The sequence below is a fragment of the Lactiplantibacillus nangangensis genome, from assembly GCF_005405065.1.
Lineage (GTDB): Bacteria > Bacillota > Bacilli > Lactobacillales > Lactobacillaceae > Lactiplantibacillus > Lactiplantibacillus nangangensis.
Genome location: NZ_BJDI01000003.1, coordinates 261,923 through 284,057, shown reverse-complemented (window position 1 = coordinate 284,057; position 22,135 = coordinate 261,923). Strand labels below are relative to the sequence as shown.

At 45.1% G+C, this 22,135-nt stretch carries 22 protein-coding genes; 2 read left to right on the top strand and 20 right to left on the bottom strand.

The genetic code is table 11. The features are described from left to right. Positions 1–18: 18 nt before the first annotated feature. The 12 genes from FFM70_RS04610 to dinB all read right to left on the bottom strand — a co-directional run bounded on the left by FFM70_RS04610 (position 19) and on the right by dinB (position 12,455). Positions 19–690: a sugar transferase gene (locus FFM70_RS04610; RefSeq protein WP_379856090.1), complete on the bottom strand. Its 672-nt coding sequence runs from the start codon at positions 688–690 to the stop codon at positions 19–21. A 1-nt stretch (position 691) separates the two neighbouring features. Then, the gene (locus FFM70_RS04605; protein ID WP_137615671.1) at positions 692–1,630 is read right to left on the bottom strand and encodes an NAD-dependent epimerase/dehydratase family protein; all 939 of its coding nucleotides are present in this window, start codon (positions 1,628–1,630) and stop codon (positions 692–694) included. A 4-nt stretch (positions 1,631–1,634) separates the two neighbouring features. Beyond that, the gene (locus FFM70_RS04600) at positions 1,635–2,420 is read right to left on the bottom strand and encodes a tyrosine-protein phosphatase (protein ID WP_307722485.1); all 786 of its coding nucleotides are present in this window, start codon (positions 2,418–2,420) and stop codon (positions 1,635–1,637) included. Then, a complete protein-coding gene (locus tag FFM70_RS04595) occupies positions 2,407–3,114 on the bottom strand; it encodes a CpsD/CapB family tyrosine-protein kinase (RefSeq protein ID WP_137615670.1) in 708 nt (235 codons plus the stop codon). The genes FFM70_RS04600 and FFM70_RS04595 overlap by 14 nt, the downstream gene beginning before the upstream one ends. Before the next feature lie 10 nt (positions 3,115–3,124). Continuing rightward, positions 3,125–3,907, bottom strand: a complete 783-nt coding sequence (locus FFM70_RS04590; protein ID WP_137615669.1) for a YveK family protein — start codon at positions 3,905–3,907, stop codon at positions 3,125–3,127. Positions 3,908–4,478: 571 nt separating this feature from the next. Further along, on the bottom strand, positions 4,479–4,772 hold the full coding sequence (locus FFM70_RS04585; protein WP_171002297.1) for a DUF1292 domain-containing protein: 294 nt from the start codon (positions 4,770–4,772) through the stop codon (positions 4,479–4,481). 12 nt (positions 4,773–4,784) lie between these two features. Continuing rightward, positions 4,785–5,219, bottom strand: coding sequence for a Holliday junction resolvase RuvX (gene ruvX / locus FFM70_RS04580; protein WP_137615667.1), 435 nt, complete (start codon positions 5,217–5,219; stop codon positions 4,785–4,787). Next, a complete protein-coding gene (locus tag FFM70_RS04575) occupies positions 5,216–5,485 on the bottom strand; it encodes an IreB family regulatory phosphoprotein (RefSeq protein ID WP_137615666.1) in 270 nt (89 codons plus the stop codon). Before FFM70_RS04575 ends, ruvX begins: the two co-directional genes overlap by 4 nt. Before the next feature lie 103 nt (positions 5,486–5,588). After that, positions 5,589–8,231 carry an alanine--tRNA ligase gene (gene alaS / locus FFM70_RS04570; RefSeq protein WP_137615665.1) on the bottom strand — a complete coding sequence of 881 codons (2,643 nt, stop codon included), beginning with the start codon at positions 8,229–8,231 and terminating at the stop codon, positions 5,589–5,591. A gap of 695 nt (positions 8,232–8,926) precedes the next feature. Further along, positions 8,927–10,270, bottom strand: coding sequence for a DEAD/DEAH box helicase (locus tag FFM70_RS04565; protein ID WP_137615664.1), 1,344 nt, complete (start codon positions 10,268–10,270; stop codon positions 8,927–8,929). A 2-nt stretch (positions 10,271–10,272) separates the two neighbouring features. Continuing rightward, complete coding sequence (locus FFM70_RS04560; protein WP_137615663.1) at positions 10,273–11,229, bottom strand: DHH family phosphoesterase; 957 nt, start codon at positions 11,227–11,229, stop codon at positions 10,273–10,275. Positions 11,230–11,318: 89 nt separating this feature from the next. Then, a complete protein-coding gene (dinB, locus tag FFM70_RS04555; RefSeq protein ID WP_137615662.1) occupies positions 11,319–12,455 on the bottom strand; it encodes a DNA polymerase IV in 1,137 nt (378 codons plus the stop codon). A gap of 477 nt (positions 12,456–12,932) precedes the next feature. On the opposite strand from dinB, the gene FFM70_RS04550 reads away from it, so the two are divergent. Then, the gene (locus FFM70_RS04550) at positions 12,933–14,111 is read left to right on the top strand and encodes an MFS transporter (protein WP_137615661.1); all 1,179 of its coding nucleotides are present in this window, start codon (positions 12,933–12,935) and stop codon (positions 14,109–14,111) included. A 64-nt stretch (positions 14,112–14,175) separates the two neighbouring features. Here FFM70_RS04550 and FFM70_RS04545 read toward each other — a convergent pair whose 3' ends face one another. The 8 genes from FFM70_RS04545 to ruvA all read right to left on the bottom strand — a co-directional run bounded on the left by FFM70_RS04545 (position 14,176) and on the right by ruvA (position 21,353). Next, the gene (locus FFM70_RS04545) at positions 14,176–15,135 is read right to left on the bottom strand and encodes a helix-turn-helix transcriptional regulator (protein ID WP_137615660.1); all 960 of its coding nucleotides are present in this window, start codon (positions 15,133–15,135) and stop codon (positions 14,176–14,178) included. 191 nt (positions 15,136–15,326) lie between these two features. Beyond that, on the bottom strand, positions 15,327–15,692 hold the full coding sequence (locus tag FFM70_RS04540) for a type II toxin-antitoxin system PemK/MazF family toxin (RefSeq protein WP_171002296.1): 366 nt from the start codon (positions 15,690–15,692) through the stop codon (positions 15,327–15,329). After that, a complete protein-coding gene (locus tag FFM70_RS04535) occupies positions 15,679–15,945 on the bottom strand; it encodes a hypothetical protein (RefSeq protein ID WP_137615658.1) in 267 nt (88 codons plus the stop codon). The genes FFM70_RS04540 and FFM70_RS04535 overlap by 14 nt, the downstream gene beginning before the upstream one ends. A 222-nt stretch (positions 15,946–16,167) precedes the next feature. Beyond that, positions 16,168–16,593: a preprotein translocase subunit YajC gene (gene yajC, locus FFM70_RS04530; protein ID WP_137615657.1), complete on the bottom strand. Its 426-nt coding sequence runs from the start codon at positions 16,591–16,593 to the stop codon at positions 16,168–16,170. Positions 16,594–16,665: 72 nt separating this feature from the next. After that, a complete protein-coding gene (tgt, locus tag FFM70_RS04525) occupies positions 16,666–17,808 on the bottom strand; it encodes a tRNA guanosine(34) transglycosylase Tgt (RefSeq protein ID WP_137615656.1) in 1,143 nt (380 codons plus the stop codon). An 863-nt stretch (positions 17,809–18,671) separates the two neighbouring features. After that, positions 18,672–19,706, bottom strand: a complete 1,035-nt coding sequence (queA, locus tag FFM70_RS04520; RefSeq protein WP_137615655.1) for a tRNA preQ1(34) S-adenosylmethionine ribosyltransferase-isomerase QueA — start codon at positions 19,704–19,706, stop codon at positions 18,672–18,674. Positions 19,707–19,722: 16 nt separating this feature from the next. Next, positions 19,723–20,733 (bottom strand): Holliday junction branch migration DNA helicase RuvB, encoded by a 1,011-nt coding sequence (gene ruvB, locus FFM70_RS04515; RefSeq protein ID WP_137615654.1) that lies wholly within the window; start codon positions 20,731–20,733, stop codon positions 19,723–19,725. A gap of 11 nt (positions 20,734–20,744) precedes the next feature. Continuing rightward, entirely contained in the window at positions 20,745–21,353 is a 609-nt protein-coding gene (gene ruvA / locus FFM70_RS04510; protein WP_137615653.1) for a Holliday junction branch migration protein RuvA, read from the bottom strand. Positions 21,354–21,513: 160 nt separating this feature from the next. Here ruvA and FFM70_RS04505 point away from each other — a divergent pair, with 160 nt between their 5' ends. Then, complete coding sequence (locus tag FFM70_RS04505) at positions 21,514–22,029, top strand: DUF1015 family protein (RefSeq protein WP_137615652.1); 516 nt, start codon at positions 21,514–21,516, stop codon at positions 22,027–22,029. Positions 22,030–22,135: the final 106 nt, after the last annotated feature.

Below are 22,135 nucleotides of genomic sequence, written 5' to 3'. Positions count from 1 at the left end.
AACTAGGAACCTACTTTCTTATCTTGCACCATCACCAGTAAATATAATTTTAAAAGTCTTGACTAACAGCTTGAAATCAAACCAAAGTGAATAATGATCAATATAATAATTATCCAATCGACATTTTTCCTTAGGCGTCATATCATAGCCCCCATTTACTTGAGCATAACCAGTAATTCCTGGCAAGACACGGAGACGACATGGAAATTCAGTTAAGTCATCACTAAATTGTTCTGTTAATTCTGGTCTTTCTGGACGCGGACCGATGAGGCTCATCTCTCCCCTAACGACATTCCAAAACTGTGGTAATTCATCAATTCGAGTACGACGAATTAAGCGACCGACTGGCGTCACGCGTGGATCACCTTTGATTGCCCATACTGCCCCAGTCTCAGCCTCTGCATTTATATACATTGAACGCAATTTAATAACTTTGAATGGCTTGCCCATCAAGCCAACCCGTTCCTGTGTATAGAAAATGGGGCCTTTAGAAGTTACCTTGATCAATAACCCGAAAAATAGTATCAATGGCAGACTGGCAATTACGCCACCCAATCCTAGCACTGGATCTAATAAACGCTTAAGGCGTAATGCGTTGCCAATTGCTGGACAGCCAATTCTTTTTGCAAATTGATATCGAGAATTCAGCAAATTTAATTTTGAAGATCGTGGATTACTACTAGCTTCAATCTCAACTTGTTTCACATTGTGCCCCTTTCCAATACTGGGTCAGCCCCTGCTTCAAAGACCAATTTGTGGCATAGCCTAGCTTAGTTAGCTTACCAACGCTAGCAACTGACCGTTTCACTTCCCCTAACCGACCGGCCATCGGGGTAATCTTCAGGTCACGGCCCGTAATCTTTTCATACGTTTTAATAATATGAGCTAAAGTTAATTCACGACCATTCGCAATATTAAACACTTGGTGATGCGTACTCTTCTGAGTAATTAGCCACAATGCTTGAATAACATCCTTGATATAGACAAAGTCCCGCGTTTGTAGGCCATCACCGTACATGGTAAAAACACGCCCTTGACGCAAACAATCCGTCAAAATTGAAATTACGCCGGAATATGGTGAACTAGGATTTTGTCGCGGCCCATACACATTGAAAAAGCGGACACAGACCGTTGGTAGCTGATAAAGCTCACCATAAGCCAAAACATAACGTTCAGTCGCATACTTATCAATTGCATATGGGGACAACGGACTAACCCGAGCGTCCTCATTTTTGGGCAGTTCTGGCAAATTACCATAAACCGCTGCTGAAGAGGTAAATAGAAATTGTTTGATTGGCAGTTTTGCCGTCCGAATAAATTCAAGCATATTCAAGACCGCATTCTGGTTTATTTCATGTGTTTCACATGGTCGTTCAATCGAATCAGCAACACTCGCTACCGCCGCAAGAAAGTAAATATAATCAAACTTTTCTCGTTGCAACAAAGCCTGCATAAATGACTCATTACGGACATCTTCAATATAAAGCTTGACATTGTCAGATTGCTTAATATTGTCAAGCTTTCCCATCGATAAATTATCAACTACGACCACTTCAATTGCTTGCGCAACCAGATACTCAACTAGATGTGATCCGATAAAACCCGCACCACCCGTTACTAGTGCCTTCAATATGTCACACTCCTTTGTAAAACCAACTAAAGTAGCTGCCCTTCGAGACTTTAGTCGCAGTCACCCTAATCTCTTCACCATTCAATAAATTTTTAGCGTTGCTTTTAAATTGTTCTGGGAGTCCCGGTTCGATCGCTGCCAAAACCTGATAAGCGCGTGTCATCGCAAATGCGCGATCTTTTGAAGCGTGGGCATCCGAACCAACCACTTGAGCTAGGCCACCGACCACCAGTTGCTTCGCCAAGCGCTGGACTCGCCGTCCAAATCCACCCACTAAGCTGGTCGCTGTTACTTGCGCCAATGCGCCTTGCCTCACTAAATCAAATAAAATTTGAGGACTCGCCAAAATTTGGTCGTTTCTTTCCGGATGGGCAATGATTGGTGTAATTCCCCTGCACAATAATTGAAAAACGATTTCGTTGACATAGTTAGGAACCATCTCGTGTGGTAATTCCAGTAGTAAAAACTTGCCCTCAGCATCCATTCCCAGAACATCATCCAATCTTGCCATTAACTGACCAGTTACGTGAATCTCTTGGCTCGGAAAAAGGGTCAACTGAATCTGCCTACGCGTTAGCTCGGTCTGAAATGCCTTGACCGCTTGCCGGACTGTTACAGCATGATTGGTATAATGACGATCCAAGTGATGGGGTGTTGCCAGAATATAGCCGACACCATCTGCCACGGCTTCGATTGCTAGCTCAATAGCCGCTTCCAGTGATTGTGGCCCATCATCCACGCTTGGTAAAATGTGGCAATGTAAGTCAACTAATTGGTTAGTTTCCATCATTGTAATAGCCCTTACCGTAATAACCATTGCGTCGATCCTTAGAAACATCATTCAGAACCACACCCAATAGATTCGCATGTGACTGTCTTAAGGCATTAAGGGCCCCTCGAACGGCCGATTTTTGAGCAACATTTTCACGAACAACCAACACCGTACCATCCACTTTATTCGCTAATAACTGTGAATCGGTCACTGGCAAAATTGGTGGTGCATCAATAATGACCAAATCTAACTGACAGGTCACTTTACTAAGAAACTCGTTCATTAACTGACTACCTAATAGTTCTGCTGGATTAGGTGGCTTGGGACCACTGGTCATCACAAAAAGATTATTAATCGTGGAATGGATGACCTCATTAACGTCAGCGGTTTGACGTCCCAACCATGAACTCAAGCCAACCTGATTTGGTAAGCCAAAAGTTTCATAAATCGTTGGACGACGCAAATCCGCATCAACCAATAACACTTTCAAGCCGTCCTTCGCATATTCAACTGCCAGATTGCTGCTGACGGTTGACTTACCTTCGCCCAACATCGCAGACGTCACCATCAGGGTCCGTAACTTATTAGTGGTCATCGTAAAATTAATATTCGTTCTAATCGTTTTGATCTGTTCCGCAATCACTGAGGTTGGTTCAACGATCGTCGTTAACTTGACCGGCGTGGTTGCGACTACCCTATTTTTATTAAACATAACTGAACCTCTAAACACGCTTTCTAGCGGTTATATTTTCATCATTCCCAGCACTGTACTTGTCAAACCTTCCTTTTACACGCTTCAATTGCTCGATAAGCTCATGCTCACGCAAAGGCTGCTGATGATTGACTTGCCCTAATACTACTAGCCCCAATTCATCCGTTAAATAATCCGATCCCTGAACACGCCGATCCGTTAACGTGCGAATAACTGCAACCCCTACCCCGAACATTGCGCCAACAGCTAAACCAAGCAACATGTTCACAACTTTCCTTGGTGAAACTGGCGCTATTGGAGGCGTTGCCGGTGAAACAATCGTAACATTATTCACCTTGATGATTCCTTTGACTTGGGCTTTAAAGTCTTGTGCAATCTGATTGGCGATATTCGCGCTTCGACTACTATTTTGATCCGTTACTTTAACTGAAAAGACTTGTGAATTTTGTGTATTTGCAACGCTAATCGCTTTTTGTAACTTTTCTATCGTAGCGTTTTCGCCATATTTTTCTTTGAGATGTTTGCGAACCGGGTTCAAAATCACTTGATTGGTAATTAATTCCTTATATGTTGTGATCATTTGAACGTCAGCCTGTTGATTAGCGTATTGGGCGGCACCATTATCACTGCGGCGACTTACAAGAATTTGCACACTAGACTGATACTGCGGTTTCATGATTTTAAATGTCAACAGCGCTGCAATCACTATGCCAATCAACGTACAAGCAACTACCAACAACCAATATTTACGACTCAACTTAATCCAAAATTCTAGATTTACTGCTTCATCCATTATTCACACTCCGTTGAACTAATCCCGACAACGACGTCTCAGTTTTCAAAGTACTTGTATTTTCAAGTTATTACTTAACCAAATTTTTCTAGGAGTGTCAATTTAGCAGTTCGAAGCAATATTGTGTTTTTTGAAATTTAATTATTGGCAGACCCATATGACTAAACACAACCACAATCAACTGTTGCCAACGCTTCATAATGTTTTCACTAACTTTAACCTTGTCATAACCAATTTTAGGTCACCATAAAAGAACCGACTACTTCAAAAACTAGCATTGCACCCGCCTTTTCCATTTTCCACATAATCATCAGCCGATAATAAAATAACATTGGCCGAACCAATTCATTTATTTTCTTGTTTTAATTTACTATTTATATGTTGTTTGTTTTTCCTTGCCTTTTTATAATTCGATTTCTGATATTGCCTTCAAAAACTTGCAAAAAAATTTTCTTGATTAGGCCAAAAACTGATTTATTTTACTCGAAAGCACACAAATCCTTGTAGACAAAAAAAGCTCCCAGACCAAGTTACAGTCTGAAAGCTTCCAATATTATTCACTTAAGACAGTTTATTGCATCCCACTATCATCCGCCAAGAAAGTGTTCAAGACTTCCTCGACCATATCCCATTCTTCATCCGATTCGATTGGTTTCAAATCGCCATTGTCTTCATCTTCAGGATTGAAAATGTAAGCTTGAATGTCGACCTCTTCATCTTCCGCAGCGTCAGCTGGGTACAATAAGATGTATGAATGTCCAAAATCTTTGGAGTCGAACGTGAACAAAATATTAAACAGCGTTTCATTACCGTCGTCATCGACTAAAGTAATCTTTTCTTCATCTTGCGACTTATCTTGGCTCATGCTAATTCCTCGCTATTCTTGGGTGAGTTTACCATGGCGATCTAAGTAGTTCTGCAAAATCAAGCTGGCAGCTAACTTATCAATCACCTTTTTGCGTTTTTTACGTGATGTATTGGCTTCTTCGACCAGCATCCGTTCGGCCTCAACCGTCGTCAACCGTTCATCTTCAAAGTCAACTGGTAAATGGAAACGTTCCGTCAACAGGTCGCCATAGTGTTGCGCAGCTTCGGCCCGTGGTCCTAACGTGTTGTTCATATTCTTTGGTAACCCTAAGACGAATCCACCCGCATCATGTTCTTTGAGCAATTCCGCGACTCGATCCAAGCCAAAGACTTCCTCATCTTCATTGATGCGAATAATCTCAACACCTTGTGCAGTCCAGCCAAAAGCATCGCTCACGGCCACACCGACTGTTCTAGAACCAACATCTAACCCCATTAACTTCATGCATTAACATCCTTATCTGCCTTCAAGTAGGACTTGACAAGTTCTTCGATAATTTCATCGCGTTGGTGCTTGCGAATTAAGTTCCGCGCATCCTTTAAACGCGGGATATACGCCGGATCTCCTGACAGCAAATAACCAACGATCTGATTGATCGGGTTATAGCCTTTTTCTTGTAACGCTTCATAAACCGTCGTTAACGTGTCATGGACATCCTTGTTACCTTCATTATCGAAGTCAAAATACATTGTTTTATCTAACGAACTCATATAAAGCACCTCCCGCTAGTTTCCGCTTCTAGTCTATTCTACTAAATGCCTATATGAAGTACAATCAATCGACTTGGATGTAACACATTCGTAATATCCAAAATTACTGTTCCGCCAACCAATCATGGGCGGCTTTCAAGGCGGCTGGCAACCCAGCTGGCTTCTTCCCGCCGGCTTGCGCTAAGGTTGGTCGACCGCCACCACCGCCACCAACTTTCGGTGCAATGGCTTTGATCAAGTCGCCAGCTTTCAGTCCAGCTTTGACTTTATCGTCACTGACAGCAACCAACAAGTTAACCTTGTCACCGATGACTGTCCCTAAGACTAAGACGTCGGAATAATGCTTGGCTTTCCAAGTATCACTCAATTGACGCAGTTGATCCATCCCAGAAACTTGGACAGCTTGGGCGATCAAAGTCGTGCCAGCAACGTCATCGATTTGTTCGAAGACCGCACCGGCTTGTTGCTTGGCTAATTTGCTTTCAAGGCCCGCACTCTTTTGTTGTTCGGCTTTTAAGTCCGCTTGCAACTGTGCAACCCGGTCAGTGGTATCTTTCAATTGTGGTGCTTTAACTTGCGCCGCAATCGTCTTCAACCAGCCTTCTTCTTGTGATAACAGTTCGAAGGCTTCCTTTGACGTGACCGCTTCGATCCGCCGGGTTCCGGCACCAACACCAGATTCGGACACGATCTTGAAGAGGCCGAGTTCACTAGAATTTTTAACGTGAGTCCCACCATCAAATTCGATCGAGTAGTCACCGATTGAAACGACTCGCACGATTTTACCGTATTTTTGCGTAAAGACGGCAATGGCACCCATTTTATGACCAGTTTCTTGGTCAGTTTGGATGGCACTCACTGGTAAAGCCGCCCAAATCTTATCATTGACGATTTGTTCCACTTTGGCTAATTCGGCTTCAGTGACGGCCCCAAAATGCGTAAAGTCGAACCGCAAGTAGTCGGGTTCCACTAAGGAGCCAGCTTGCTGCGTATGTTCGCCTAAGACGTCCCGCAAAGCTTGATCGAGCAAGTGGGTGGCCGTATGGTTCTTTTCAACCTTGTTGTGGAAGGCTAAGTCGACATTCATGGTATAAGTTGTCCCCTTGTGCATGGGCTTCAAGACTTCAACCGTATGCAAATGTTGTTTGTTAGGGGCATTTTGAACATCCGTTACTTTAGCAACCGTTTCGCCGTCAGCGTCCAAGATCACCCCACGGTCAGCGACTTGACCACCCATTTCGGCATAGAATGGCGTCTTGCTGAAAATCATTTCAGCGGTGCCGTCATTCACGCCATCAACGAGTTTTTCGTCGACGATGATATCTTTCAATTCACCTTTGACATCAGTCAATTCGTCATAACCAACGTATTCACTTGGCGTCTTAAGCTCGATCAATAAGCTCCGTTGGACACCCATTGATTTCGCATTACTCCGAGCATTCCGAGCACGGTCACGTTGGGCTTTCATTTCAACTTCAAAACCAGGTTCGTCGACAGCTAAGCCTTCGTCACCAGCATATTCTTTGGTCAACTCAAATGGGAAACCGTACGTATCGTACAGCTTGAACGCATCAACACCAGGTAACGTGTCATCGCCGGCCGCTTTCGTGTCCGCAATCAATTGATTGAGCAAGCTTAAACCATCATTCAAAGTTTCATTGAACCGAACTTCTTCAGAGTGGACGATTTTAGCAATGTAATCCGCATTCTTCAAAACCGCTGGATAATGAGATTGCATGATTTCGCCAACGATTGGGACGAGTTGATCCAAGAACGCATCCTTCAAGCCCAATTTTTGACCATGTAAGATGGCCCGCCGAATCAAGCGCCGGATGACGTAGCCGCGACCTTCGTTAGATGGCAATGCGCCGTCACTGATGGCAAAGGTAATGGTCCGCGCATGGTCCGCAATCACTTTAAAGGAAACATCGTCTTGCTTATTTTGACCATAAACTTTACCATCGCTTAAGGCTTCCGTCTTATGGATAATTGGTAAGAATAAGTCGGTTTCAAAGTTGGTTGGCGCATTTTGGAAAATGGAAACGACCCGTTCGAGTCCCATCCCCGTATCAATGTTTTTACGTGGTAACGGTTCGTAAGTGCCTTCAGGCGTATGGTTGAATTGTGAGAACACAATGTTCCAAACTTCCAAGTAGCGTTCATTTTCGCCACCAGGATAGTTTTCAGGATCATCTTCAGCCAAATTGTTGAAGGATTCCCCACGATCATAGAAAATTTCTGAATCGGGGCCTGAAGGGCCTTGACCGATGTCCCAGAAGTTATCTTCCACTTTGATAATGTGATCAGGCTTAACGCCAGTGGCTTCCCAGAATTTAGCGGCATCGGTATCTTTAGGATAGACCGTCATATATAGCTTTTCAGGATCCCAACCGAACCATTTTGGTGACGTTAAAAGTTCCCAAGCCCAGCTGATGGCTTCTTTTTTGAAATAGTCCCCAACGGAGAAATTCCCAAGCATTTCAAATAACGTATGGTGACGCGCAGTCCGGCCAACATTTTCAATATCGTTGGTTCGGATACTCTTTTGCGAACTCGTCATCCGGGGGTTATCGGGTACAACGGACCCATCAAAATACTTCTTCATCGTCGCGACCCCAGAGTTGATCCAAAGTAACGTTGGATCATCGACTGGAACTAAGGACGCACTCGGCACAATGGTATGGCCTTTTTCATGGAAAAAGTCTAAGTACATTTGCCGAATTTCACTACTACTTAATTGCTTCATTAACTTGTGGCACCCTTTCTCAATTGGTCTGATTTTAGGCAAAAAAACACCGTTGCTAGCAAAGACGCTGTTAACGCGGTACCACTTTGCTTGCAACGATGTGTTCGTTTACCTCTTAAGCTCATTAACGCTGAGACACGGACTAGTTAGCTAGTCATTACTTCTCGGTAGCATTCCATCGACACCGCACTTTTTTCAGCAACCAAAGCGTTTCTAAACCGTCATGGCGATGGAATATGTCCTTACTCTTGAAATTGTACTGTTTGCATCGCGGACTGTCAATACTTAACCACCAATGATAAGTGGTTCATTGCCGCCTACCGGTCGGTTCGTTTAGGGCTGGAACGCTGTGAATCGTTTTTGAGCCAAAAAGCGGTCTCAAAAACCGATTTTTGACTAACCGCGGCAAGCCCACCGCGCTAAGTCAAATGCCACGGCTGAGCCCTAAACGAACCGACCTCACGGCTAAATCCAGTCGACCACAAGCTTCAACATTGTTGAAAACATTCAAATGGCAGGCTACTGATTCAGATAGAACCTCCATCCACATCATTGTCTAAATGTTTCAATCTCTTGCCTATTAGCCATCAAAATAACTATATCGATAGCTTAACTAAGTATGCAATCTAATCAATTATGGCCAAAAAACGCAACCTCAAAAGTGAGAGATTGCGTTTGCACCAATTCAACTAAAATTAGCCCTTACGATCTTTACGCGCTTTCCGAGCAGCAGCACGTTGTTCGATACGCCGATCCATCCGCGCCTTATCCGAAATCTTAGTCCGAATACGACGCTTATAGCCAGGTTTAACTTTCTTTTTGGCATTCTTCACGTAACTAATCAGTGAAGGATCAAGTTTGTCATGCCGAGCCCCCCGCTTTTCACGGCGGTTACGGTCATATGAATCCACGATTTCACCGTCACGAATGGCTTTGGGCTTAAATTTGATACCCATCGCTTCAACCGCAGAAACTTTATCTTCTTCACCAGGGCTGTAAAGCGTGATCGCCGTCCCTGGCATGCCATTACGACCCGTCCGGCCGACCCGATGAATAAAGAATTCCAAGTCATTTGGAATATCATCGTTGATGACATGTGAGACCCCTTCAATATCAATTCCCCGTGAGGCCAAATCAGTAGCCACCACGAATTGATACTTCAAGTTTTGCACATCACGCATGACCCGCTTCCGTTCACGTGGCTTGATATCCCCGTGAATCATCGCGACAGTCATCCCTTGTCCCTTGAGATAACGGGCAATTTCTTGAACCCGTTCCTTTGTATTGGCAAAGATCAAGACCAAATAGGGCTCACCAATCGTCAACAGCTTGTAGATCACACTATTTTTGTCATGACTCTTTGTCGAAATGAGCCAGTTGTCAATCGTCGGGCTGATGACGGATTCAACTGGAATTTCTTCCATGACTGGATTATTCATATATTTCTTCAAAAATGGCGTTAATTTTTGTGGCATCGTCGCCGAGAACACTAACATTTGTAAATCAGCTGGCATCCGGCCGGCAATTTGGTCGATGACATTTAAGAAGCCCAAATCTAACGTCATATCGGCTTCATCGACAACTAATTGTTGCGCCGTATGGATGTTCAACGCTTGTGAGCGAATCAAATCTAAGATCCGCCCTGGCGTCCCAATCACTAATTGAGGTTGGTGCCGATTTAATTTGTCAATTTGGTCCTGCTTATCGGTCCCACCAACATATAAGCCGATGTGTAACGCCTTCGGACTGTGCTGGATCAATTGTTTAGCCGCTTCTTGAATCTGATAAGCGAGTTCACGACTTGGCGTGGTGATCACTGCTTGAACGCGTCGTTCATCTGGATTCAAGTTGTTGAGCATTGGCAACAAGAAGGTGTGGGTTTTTCCACTCCCAGTAGCCGATTGCCCAATCACGCTGCGGCCGGCACTAATTACTGGAATCAACTTTTCTTGGACTTTCGTCGGCTTTTTAAAGTTGATATCCGCTAGTGCTTGCATCAAAAACGGCTGCAGTTGGAAAACATTGAAACTTGCGGTCATAGTTAAACCTCTTTCTTATATTGACGAGCAACTTGGTCGAGTTCGCGCACGACCTGCTCAATTTCTTGTTGGTCAGCGGCTTTGGCCCCACTTGCCATTGGATGACCTCCGCCATCATGTAATTTGGCTAATTCATTGATAGCTGGGCCTTTTGACCGTAGCCGAATTCGGAAGTCGCCTTCCTTTTGTTGCACGAAGATCGCCCAAGCTTCGACGGTATCAATGCGGCCAGGTAGCGGCACAACGCCGGCAGTGCTAGCATCTCCAATTTCAAATGAGGCCATGATGTCATTAGTCAAAATGACATATGCGGCACCGGAATCTAGTTGGGTCAAATGTTCGTAGACGTACGCTGACAAGCGAGCAACCGGTAACGTAATCGTATCTTCAATCCGATTGACGGCCGTGGCATCCGCGCCAGCTTCCATCAAAGCAGCTGCGGTCCGCATCGTGCTTGGTTTAGTGGCAGAATACAGGAACCGACCCGTATCCCCGACAATTCCGGCATAGAGCAACCGCGCGGCGTTGGCCGTTAAAGTTAACTCGGTTGGGTTAGCCGCATAGAATTCGTAGACGAGTTCACTCGTACTAGAAGCGTCGACGTCCACCCATTGTGGGTCACCGAAAGCGTCGTCGTTAGGATGATGATCGATTTTAACAAGCGTCTTGCCGGTATTATAAAATTCACCGTCAATCCGAGGTTGGTTAGCTGTATCTAAGACTAAGACAAGCGCATCCTGATAGTCCGCTTCGGTAACTTCATCCATTTGTCCGAGCCAGTCGAAACCATGGTATTGTTTACCAGGCGTTAAGACCTTTTTATCGGGAAAACTAGTTTTCAAAATGTCTGCCATTCCGAGTTGACTCCCAATCGCATCGGGATCAGGGCGTTGGTGACGTTGAATAATAATTGTTTTGGCTTGTTTGATTAAATTTAAAATTTCTGTTTGGACGGTCATAAGTGATCCTTCCTCTTCCTGATTTGCTGGTGGCCGAAAAGTGGCACAGTACTTTAGTATACCGAACAATTGCCCTAACGCCAAATTAATTAATCACGTTCATTGGGATATAATGGCAAACTAATATTTTCGAACGTTAATGGGGCTAGCCCAGTTAGCGTAATGCCAAGCAAGCGGATGCCTGACTCAAAATGACTATCAACGACGTCATCGAATATCTCTTCCGCATATTGATAGTACGTGTCGGGCTCATTCGGTAAAAACTCGGCGAACGTGCGCCGTTTAGTAATCGTCACAAAATCACCATAGCGTAATTTCAAGACGAGCGTTTTCCCATGGCGTTGGTGCGACTGCATCGTCTCACTGACCAACTGCGCCAGTTGCTTGAGATGCGCTGAGACTTCACCATGCGACTGTAAAAATGGCCCAAAAGTGCGTTCCTTGCCGATCGACTTGCGCTCACGCAAATATTCGACCGGGCGATTGTCACTGCCGCGCACCCGCCGATACAAAATATAGCCGAGTTTACCAAAATGCTGAATCAAGTCCATTTCAGTTTGCGCATAGAGGTCAGCCCCCGTCTCAATGCCCAGATCATGCATCTTCGGCACGGTCTTCTTGCCAACACCGCGAAACTTTTCGATCGGTTCACGTAATAGAAAGGCTTCCGCATCTTGCGGCAACACGATCGTCACCCCAGCTGGTTTACGATAATCTGAGGCCAACTTAGCGATAAACTTGTTATATGAAATGCCAGTTGAGCAAGTCAGGTGGGTCTTTTCCCAAATTTCACGCTGTAGCCGGTGTGCCAACGCAACCGCACTATAAATTTTCGGCTTATTTTCCGTCACATCCAGATAGGCTTCATCAAAAGCAATTGGTTCAATTTTATCGGTGTATTCGTGAAAAATCTCATGAATTTGATCAGAAACTTGGCGGTACAACGGAAAATTTGGCGTCTTGAAGACTGCCTTTGGACATAGCTCCAGCGCTTTGGCAGCAGGCATAGCGGAATGCACCCCAAATTGACGCGCCACATAATTGGCCGTCGTGACCACGCCACGACCACCAGTTTGGCGGGGATCATGGGCAATCACTAACGGCTGCGTCTTGTACGCCGGATTTTCACGTTCCTCAATCGACGCATAAAAAGCATCCATATCCACATGGACGATCTTGCGGCTCGTATCAATGTTGATCGGTGCTTCGACGATTGACTGCGACATGATGTATCCCCTCCTTAAGTAAGCCTATTATACACGAACAAGCGTTTGTTCGGCAATTAGAAGGATTATACGGTCAATTTGAAGTCACCAGTTCATTCCGCCTACCGGTTGGGGCCTAAAGTGCTGGAACGCCATGGGCCATTTTAAAGCCACAAAGCGGTCTTTAAAACTGGCCTTTTCCTAAGTTCGGGCAAAAACCACCCGGACTAAGTAAAATTTCATGGCTGAGCACTTTAGGCCCCAACCTCTCGGCTAACTAGTAACTTGTATGCGGTACCAGCTTTATCAATCTAACTACGACTATTCCAGCACCCCCTTCACCAAAAGCCATCACAATTTCATAGACGACTTTGTTCATGATAGAAACTAATTTTGGTATAATTAGGTTAATATAATAAAAAATTGGCTCACCGGTTGCTTGTCTAGTGGGGAGACAAGATTTCATATCGGTGACCAATTTGAAGGAGTTTGTTAAGAATGTCTAAAACGATGACGCATAATCTCCACTTTAGCTACTTGTACACGGCTTTTGCTTACTTTGGCATCGCAGGACTCTGGGTCATGTTTTTGCAGCAACGTGGGCTGTCGTTAGTCCAAATCGGCTTATGTGAAAGTATTTATCACATGACCAGTTTCCTTTTTCAAGTCCCGGCTGGTGCTTTAGCCGACCGCTTCAGTTATCGGACGATGCTCATCATCAGTCGCTTGGCGGCCATCGGTCATGCCGTGATCATGCTACTGGCGCCCATACATAGTTTCTGGTGGTTTGCGAGTGCCTTTATGCTACTCGGTTGGGCCTACAATTTTCAATCTGGAACGTTGGAAGCGTTGCTTTATGAAACGCTCGCAGACGGCCACCAAACCAAGCGCTATCCACAAGTCACTAGCAATCTCAATACCATTTTAAAAATCGCCGGCATGGCAGGTTTAATCATTGCCGGTTGGTTGATTCACGATTTCACGTTGGTCACCTACCAACTGTATTTAGTCGGCGCAATTGGTGCCTTGATCGCGGCAATCGTTGTTCGTGAACCAGCGCATCATCGAGAAAGCGACCAAGCGTTGACCCTTTGGCAGATTATTAAGGCCACCATTGCTTATTTACGCGACCTACCGACACTAGCTTACTTAATGTGTTTTAACGCGATTTTTTCAGTGGTTGGTGCGGCCTACTACAACTACTTTCAGGCTGTCTTATCGGCCCATGGGTTTAAAGGCGGTCTCTTGTCCGGCGTGCTCGTCGGGGTGACGGCTTTAAACGTGATCAGTGTCCAGTTAACACCCTTTCTGCAACGCCACTGGTCACCGACTAAACTACTCAGTGGTTTAGCAAGTTTGCTTATTTTAACCCTGCTGATCACGGGTACCAACCAATTGCCAATCATGCTCGGCGGGTATTTTTTCGTCAACATGTTAATGGCCGGAATTGCCCCCATCATGTCGAACTATTACAACGCGCTGATTCCCAGCGGACAACGGGCGACGCTACTCAGTGTCAGCAGTATGTTATACAGCATCGTGACCAGCCTAGCTTTTCCACTCATTGGCTGGCTGATCGAACGCGTCGGCTTTGGCCTCAGCTTTGCTTGGCTCGGTCTAGGATTATTACTGATTACACTTGCTAGTTTAGGACTCGTCTTAAAACTCAAACGTTAACTTCTTTATCTAAAACAGGGCAGCTAGTCTAAATGGCAAGCTGTCCCGTTTTGCCACTAAGCTCTCATTGAACCCACTGATCATATTTCGCCAATGTCGCTTTAAGGGCATCTTGAACTGCATTGACAAGTGACGGTGGCGTCAAAACTTTAACCCGTGGTCCCTGGCCCAATAGCCAGAGCAACACACCTTGTTCAAAGGACTCCGCTTCAATGATCACACTCTGATCTGGCATGACTTTAATGACACGGGAGTTAGGAAGCTTATCAAGCGCTGTTTGCGGGAAAGCCCAATAACGGAACGTGTAAGTCAAGTCGCTCCCACCGTGTAATAAATAAGTTTTATTGTTCAAATCTGCCTCATTAATTTTTTTATCATACCGTAACCGAATCTTACGATCAGTCACCGGTTTAACTGTGCGGAAACGGTCCAGCCGATAGACCCCTTGCGGCCGATGCTCATTAAACATCACAATATAAAAGTAGTAGTTGGCAAAATAGACACTGATTGGCACACCAATTTCCGAATGGACCTGACCATCATAGCTATGCTGATACTTAAAACTCAACGTCGTCCTTTTCATGATCCAAGTTGAAAACTGCTTTAAGCGCGGTAATAAGACCTGATCAGGCTGCCCCACTGGCGTATATTCCGCTAGACTCACGCTACACAACTTGCGTACAACGTCCTGTTCATCCGGTGCTAAGAGCGCAGTCAACGCGTCCACAATCTGCACCAGCTCATCCTTTTGAAAAGCTCGCGTCCCAATCATCAGTTTCAACAGGCTGAGGGCTTGTTCTAATTGGATTCGATTAGTGGGCGTTAGCGCATACAGATTGGACCGATTCTTATGCTCAAACTGATAGTCGATCTTGCTAGCTGCCAACAAGTCACGTAAACTTCCCATATCCCGTTGAACGGTCCGCTTAGTGACATGATATTTTTCCATGAATTGTTCCGTCGTCAACGGCTGCCCAGCTAGTAAATCAATAAAAACATTAATAATCCGTTCCGTATTTGTCATTACTATTCCCCTCGCTCGTCTTAATTTTCTAATAGCCACTTGCTAAGTCACACTACGAGTATCATATCAAATCGAGACGACGCTATATGTCGTTATAGGAACTGTTTTGAATTTTTTTAAAATAATTCGACTAATTTTTTGATAAATACGAAAAAACGCCCAACCAATTAAGGTCAGACGCTGAAAATATGTTATTTGAATAGGTTCCGAAGATTATCCAACAAAATCGTTAATGTTTTATCAGATACTTGACCAATAATTTGACCATGTCGAGCATTGTAATCATAACAATAAGTTTGCCACATAATTACGCTACCCTGAATCTTAGCATTCGGATTGACTAGTGGATAATATAAAGTTCGATTTTCTTTAAAGGCATGCGTTATCAACATCCCAATGACATATACAGTATGTTGATTATAATCAGTGTTGCTTAGAACCACCATCGGGCGTCGAATATTTTCCTTCTGAGAATCATGCCCACCAAATTCATGACCTGCATGCGGTTCAGAATCAATCAGGATCAAATCACCCTGTCTAGGCTTAATATTGACCACCTTCCGCTCCAATAGAAGATTCATATCCACCATTGAAACCCATCTGCTTCACATCTGCTTCAAAATCATAGCCATCAAGAGTCCCATCATGCCAGGGATTCTTCTTTTCTACTACCGGCGTATAAATTAAGCGACCATCCTTATCCATCTCGAATGAGTACTCCCTTCCCACAGGAACATCAGCATCTTTTGCAATACTGATACTAACTGAATTTCCTTGCATCCTTGTTTTAAAAACCTTAGTAGTTGGCAACGTAACCACTCCATTCTGTGATTACAGTATAGCCGGAAGAAACGGTATTAACAAGTATTAACATAGTTCCTTTTCAAACAGTCACCTCAATCTTTAGATTATGTTCACAATCAATAGCACTTTAGTATCGGTCGTGACACTTTCTAAATACGTCATTCAATCAAAAAAGTCACGAAAAAACGCCCAACCAATTAAGGTCAGACGTTTTCATGACACAATCACTTATTTTGCTTCTGAATCATCTGCGGCGCTATCAGCGCTTTCGGCAGCACTGTCAACGTTGCTGGCAGCTGAGTCGATATGGCTTTCTTCGGTATCAGCTGAATCATCTGCAGCTTTGTCAGCGTCGGCTGGCTTAGCATCAGTTGCTTTAGCAGCTGCATCGGCCTTAGGCGCAATTTTAGCAACGGCGCTTAAATCAAAGACCAAGAAGATGCCGTCACAGTCTAATGTCACTGTCTTTTCAGCTTCATTAACTTCGTCGACGACCCCATGCAAACGACCAATCGTGGTAACCTTGTCGCCACGTTTGATTTTGCTGAGCATTTGTTGATGTTGTTGTTGTTGTTTACGTTGTGGCCGGATCATGAAGAAGTACAAGAACCCGAACATAACCACGATAAAGATAATTGATGTTAGTTGACCCATTTGAATATCGCTCCTAATCTATGTTTGACTATCTTTAACTTTAACAAATTACGCTATAAATTACTAGTATCCCTAGAAGTTTTTAGCGTTTTTCTTGTTAAAGCCGTACATTTCAAAAAAGTTTTCACGGAATTCTAGTAAGTTATCGTCCATAATCGACTGGCGAACCTGTTGCATCAGGTGCAAAAGAAAATATAAGTTATGATAACTTGTTAACCGTAATCCGAACGTTTCGTCAGCTTTGATCAAGTGTCGAATATAAGCACGCGAGAAATTACGGCAAGTATAACAATCACAGTTGTCATCTAACGGCGTAAAGTCATGCGCATATTTGGCATTCTTAACGACTAAACGGCCGTGTGACGTCATACAAGTCCCATTTCTAGCGATTCGGGTTGGCAAAACACAGTCGAACATATCGACGCCACGAATCGTGCCATCGATCAAGGCATCCGCTGAACCAACACCCATCAAATAACGCGGCTTATTCTCTGGCAACAATGGCGTCGTGAAATCGAGCACGTGATTCATCTCCGCCTTAGATTCCCCAACAGACAAGCCACCAATCGAGTAACCAGGAAAGTCCATGCTGACCAAATCCTTGGCACTCTGTTCACGTAAATCCTTAAAGCCAGCCCCTTGAACGATGCCAAATAACCCTTGATAGTCGGGATGTTGATGGGCTTTCAAGCCGCGTTCCGCCCAACGACTCGTCCGGGCGACTGAATTGCGGACATATTCGTAACTTTCGAAGAATGGTGGGCATTCATCCAAACTCATCATAATATCTGGTCCTAAGTCATTTTCTACTTGAATCGCCTTTTCAGGTGAGAGGAAGCGCTTCGCCCCACTCAGATGATCCTTAAAATGGACCCCTTCTTCAGTAATATCGCGATTTTTCGCCAATGAGAACACTTGGAAACCACCAGAATCGGTCAAAATACCTTTTTTCCAATTCATAAACTGATGTAAGCCACCAGCTTCTTTAACGATCTGCTCACCAGGACGGAGCCATAAGTGATAGGTATTGGAAAGGATGACGCCTGCTCCCATCGCATCCAGCTCTTCTGGTGCCAATGATTTCACACTTGCCTGAGTTCCCACGGGCATAAACATTGGCGTTGGGAAAGTGCCATGTGGGGTGATCAATTCACCCAAACGCGCACCTGTATGTTTTTCTTTCTTAATTAATCGGTATTTAATTGCCGGTTCCATATGATTTATTGCCTCCGTTAATTCCTTATCTAAACTTTCAATATCATAGCACGATTTCAGCCACTGAACCAGCATGGGAGCCGTTCAATTGCCGCTCCGGCTGGTCTGGATCGACGCTGGAACGTGGTGGCCACGTTTGTGAGCCAAAATACGGTCTCACAAGACGGGCTTTCACTAAGCCGGGAAAGTTCCCCAACTAAGTGAAATTTCACCACTGAGCGCCATCCAGCCCAGCCTGCGCTAACTCGGCGTGACTGGCTAAATCTGTATTCGCTTAGGCCAATTTGTAAAGCCTACTTTCTTATACCTGTTAAAGTTCACTTCAAATGAAACAACACTTTAGAAGGCTATTGGACTGGCGTTGCGACAGCCTAGTCTAAAAAGAGACCGGAACTAATTGAGTTCCAGTCTCAAACTGTTTCGCATTTAGTGACTAAAGGTTGAAAATGCCAAAACTGTCACGAAGCCAGTAATACTAACATTACTCATGTCTAACATAGTCTCATATGGCTTATCACTTTTTCAGGCAGAATCCGGCCTTGCGCCTCAACAGCCACACCGACTAGCCTTGCCAAGCCAGCATACCAATTCTGACTGACGCCATTAATTTCAAATCACGGACTAATCACTCAAAACAGTTGACTAGCTGTAGGTTGTTGTTGATGGCATCGGCCGTGTGGGTGGCGTTTGACTGGGAATTTTCCGGTCTTACACCACGGACCGGCCGGAAGACTTGCGGTTTAGGCAAGGCTTCCAAACGAGGGGCAAGACGCTTCACAGGCTTGCCCCGGTCCCGCGACCGCATGCCAGCAACAACAACCGGAAGCGGCAATTATCAACTAGCTTTCATGGTCTGATTTATCTTAGTGAATATACATCGCATCGCCAAAACTGAAGAAACGATACTTCTCATCGATTGCATGTTGGTAAGCATTCAAAATCATGTCACGACCCGTAAAGGCAGCAACTAACATCACTAACGTCGATTTTGGTAAATGGAAGTTGGTGATAAAAGCATCAACGACTTTCCATTGATAGCCAGGTTTGATGAAGATATCAGTCCAGCCAGAATCAGGCTTGATTTCGCCATCAAACTTCGTCCCAACCGTTTCCAGGGTCCGAATCGACGTCGTCCCGGTCGCAATGATTCGCCCACCGTTCGCACGCACTTCATTCAACGTCTTAGCAGCGTCTTCATCAAGACGATAAAATTCGCTGTGCATCTTATGGTCTTCGATATTGTCCTCTTCCACTGGTCGGAAGGTCCCTAACCCAACGTGCAAGGTCAAATAAACCAACTTAACACCTTTATCTTGGACTTTCTGTAATAAGTCTTTCGTCCAATGTAAACCAGCAGTTGGGGCCGCCGCAGAACCATTTTCCTTGGCATAAACCGTTTGATAGCGGTCTGGATCGTCCAACTTTTCTTTGATATAAGGTGGCAATGGCGTTTCGCCTAAGCTTTCAAGAATTTCCATGAAGATGCCATCATAGTGGAATTCAATCATCCGAATACCGTCTTCTTTTTCAGCGGTAACGGTCGCCGTTAACTTGCCGTCGCCAAATGAAATGACAGTGCCGACTTTGGCACGTTTGGCGGGCTTCATCAGCGTTTCCCATTCATCGCCTTCGGTATTATGCAATAACAAAACTTCTGCATGGCCACCGGTTTCAGGCTTAACGCCATACAACCGCGCCGGCATGACCCGTGAATTATTCATGACAACAGCATCGCCAGGATTTAATTGATCGATAATATCGTAGAAGTGTTTATCTTGCATTTCACCGGTTTGGCGATCTAATTCCAGTAAACGGGACGTATCCCGTTGTTTAATTGGGGTTTGGGCAATTAATTCATGTGGTAAATCATAATCAAAATCTTCAAGCGTTAAGCTCATTGGGGTGACCTCTAATCTATTTATTTTCTGGGTATGGAAAACCCATGTGTTGATAACCTTTTAAGGTGACGACTCGACCACGCTGCGTCCGCTTCAAGAACCCAATTTGTAACAAGTAAGGTTCGACGACTTCCGCAATCGTGTCGGTCTCTTCACCGATGTTCGCCGCAATCGTGGCTAAGCCCACTGGCCCGCCATCGTAATATTCTAGCATGGTGCGCAGTAATTTGTTATCCGTTTCGTCCAAGCCGGCATCATCGACGCGTAAATAGGTCAGCGAACGACTCACGATGGCCTCATCGATGGCGTCTTTATCAGCGACTTCCGCAAAATCTCGAATCCGTTTAAACAAGCGGTTCGCGATCCGGGGCGTACCGCGCGATCGGCTAGCGATTTCATGCGCACCAGAGGGCTTGATCGGCGTCTGAAAAATATCCGCGGTCCGTTTGACAATATCTTCCAAATCCGCCACTTGATAATATGCCATATGTTCGACGATCCCGAACCGGTCACGCAACGGCGCCGATAACATCCCCGCCCGCGTGGTAGCACCAATCAAGGTGAACGGTGGTAATGGAAAATGGACCGGATGCGCAGTTGGCCCTTGACCGACCACGATATCCACGAAAAAGTCTTCCATCGCCGAATAGAGCATTTCTTCCACGATTTTTGGCAACCGGTGAATTTCATCAATGAATAAGATATCACCAGGATCCAATTCATTCAAGAGTGCCACCAAATCGCCGGGCTTTTCAATCGCCGGACCACTCGTCGTCCGAATATGCACTTGCATCTCATTGGCGATCACCATGGCTAGTGTCGTCTTCCCTAGTCCTGGTGGGCCAAACAGCAGCACATGATCCAAGGATTCTTCACGCTTCCGCGCAGCTTCAATATAGACGCTGAGCTCGTGTTTGACGCGATCTTGACCAATATATTGGGCCAACGTCTGCGGACGAAGCGACTTTTCCAAAGACCCTTCGGCGGCATCCGTGGTGTCACCCGATAATAATTTGTCGTCGTCCATCCAATTCCCTCCTACTTAGTCAATAACCGAAGCCCTTCACTCAACAAGTCGTTCGTATCCGTGGACTTGGTTTGGCTGAAGGCCTCTAACTTCTTCGTAATCTTTTTCGTCTCACGCGCTGAGTAACCGAGTGCTTCTAAGGCCGCCAAAGCATCTGACAACGCTCCTTCGGCTGGGTCAGTTGGCATTGCTAATTCCGTCTGCCCAGTGACCTCAACATTTAAATCATTTAATTTATCCTTTAAATCTAAAACAATTTGTTGGGCCGTTTTCTTGCCGACACCTGGGAAACTTGTTAAGTACGTGGCATTGCCCTGATTAATGGCTTGGATTAAACCAGCATGGTCATTATTTGCGAGAATTGCCAACGCTGATTTGGGGCCGATCCCGGAAACATTCAATAACTTTTCAAATAACGCCTTCTCATCTGCATCGAAGAACCCGAATAACGACATGCCATTGTCGCTGACGGCTTGATGGATGTACATTTTCACGGCGTCTGGACCAACTTGATAACGATAAGGATTGGCCGTTAAAACTTTGTAGCCGATCCCCGCAACCTCAATAACCACGAAGCCCGGGGTGACATCGACAATCTGGCCTAAAAAATATTCATACACGGTCAAAACTCCTTTAGTAAAACGTATGTTTGCTTGCTAAATTGTACCACATTCCAGGCGCTCCTTGATAGCTTTCGACCGCTGATTTTCTCACGGTCGACCCACTTGCTGAAATGGCCCCGAACATGCTATGCTCAAACCCTATGGAGGTGCAACTACTTTGCAATTAAAACCCTTTACCGCCGCGTTGCCAAACGCCAGCGGCCTCACTAAACTAACGACCGGTGACCAAACTTGGTCCGCCGAAGATGAACAAACACAATCTGGCGACAGTTATTATTGGTACGAAATTACCAAAAATGGCGTCCATCAGTGGCGCCTCATCGCCAGCTGGCCAGTGGATCAAACCGTTTCGACCATGATTCCCGCTGAAATCAATACGGTCTTGTATGCAACCCAACCGGTGATCGAGATGTTGATCGACGATTGGGTCGGTCACTTTCCAAAAGCTTTCGAATTCACTGATCCAGCCAACGTCACGCATCGCCTGTGGCAGATCACAGATGATGACGTGAACGCCGATATTACGGAAGCCATGACCAACGTGACGCCACGTAAAACTTGGTTGACGACAACTAGTACGAAATTAGTCATGCTAGTTGCTGACCGCGATTGGGCCAAGTTCAAAGAACCCGTGACTGCACCGGATCATCTGATTAAATTTTTAAGCGACTAAGCCGACAAAGGGACTGTAACCACTCGTTATCAATGCGAGTCGTTACAGTCCCTTTTGCTATAAAATGATTGATCATATTCAGATACACAACTGTTAACCAACCGGC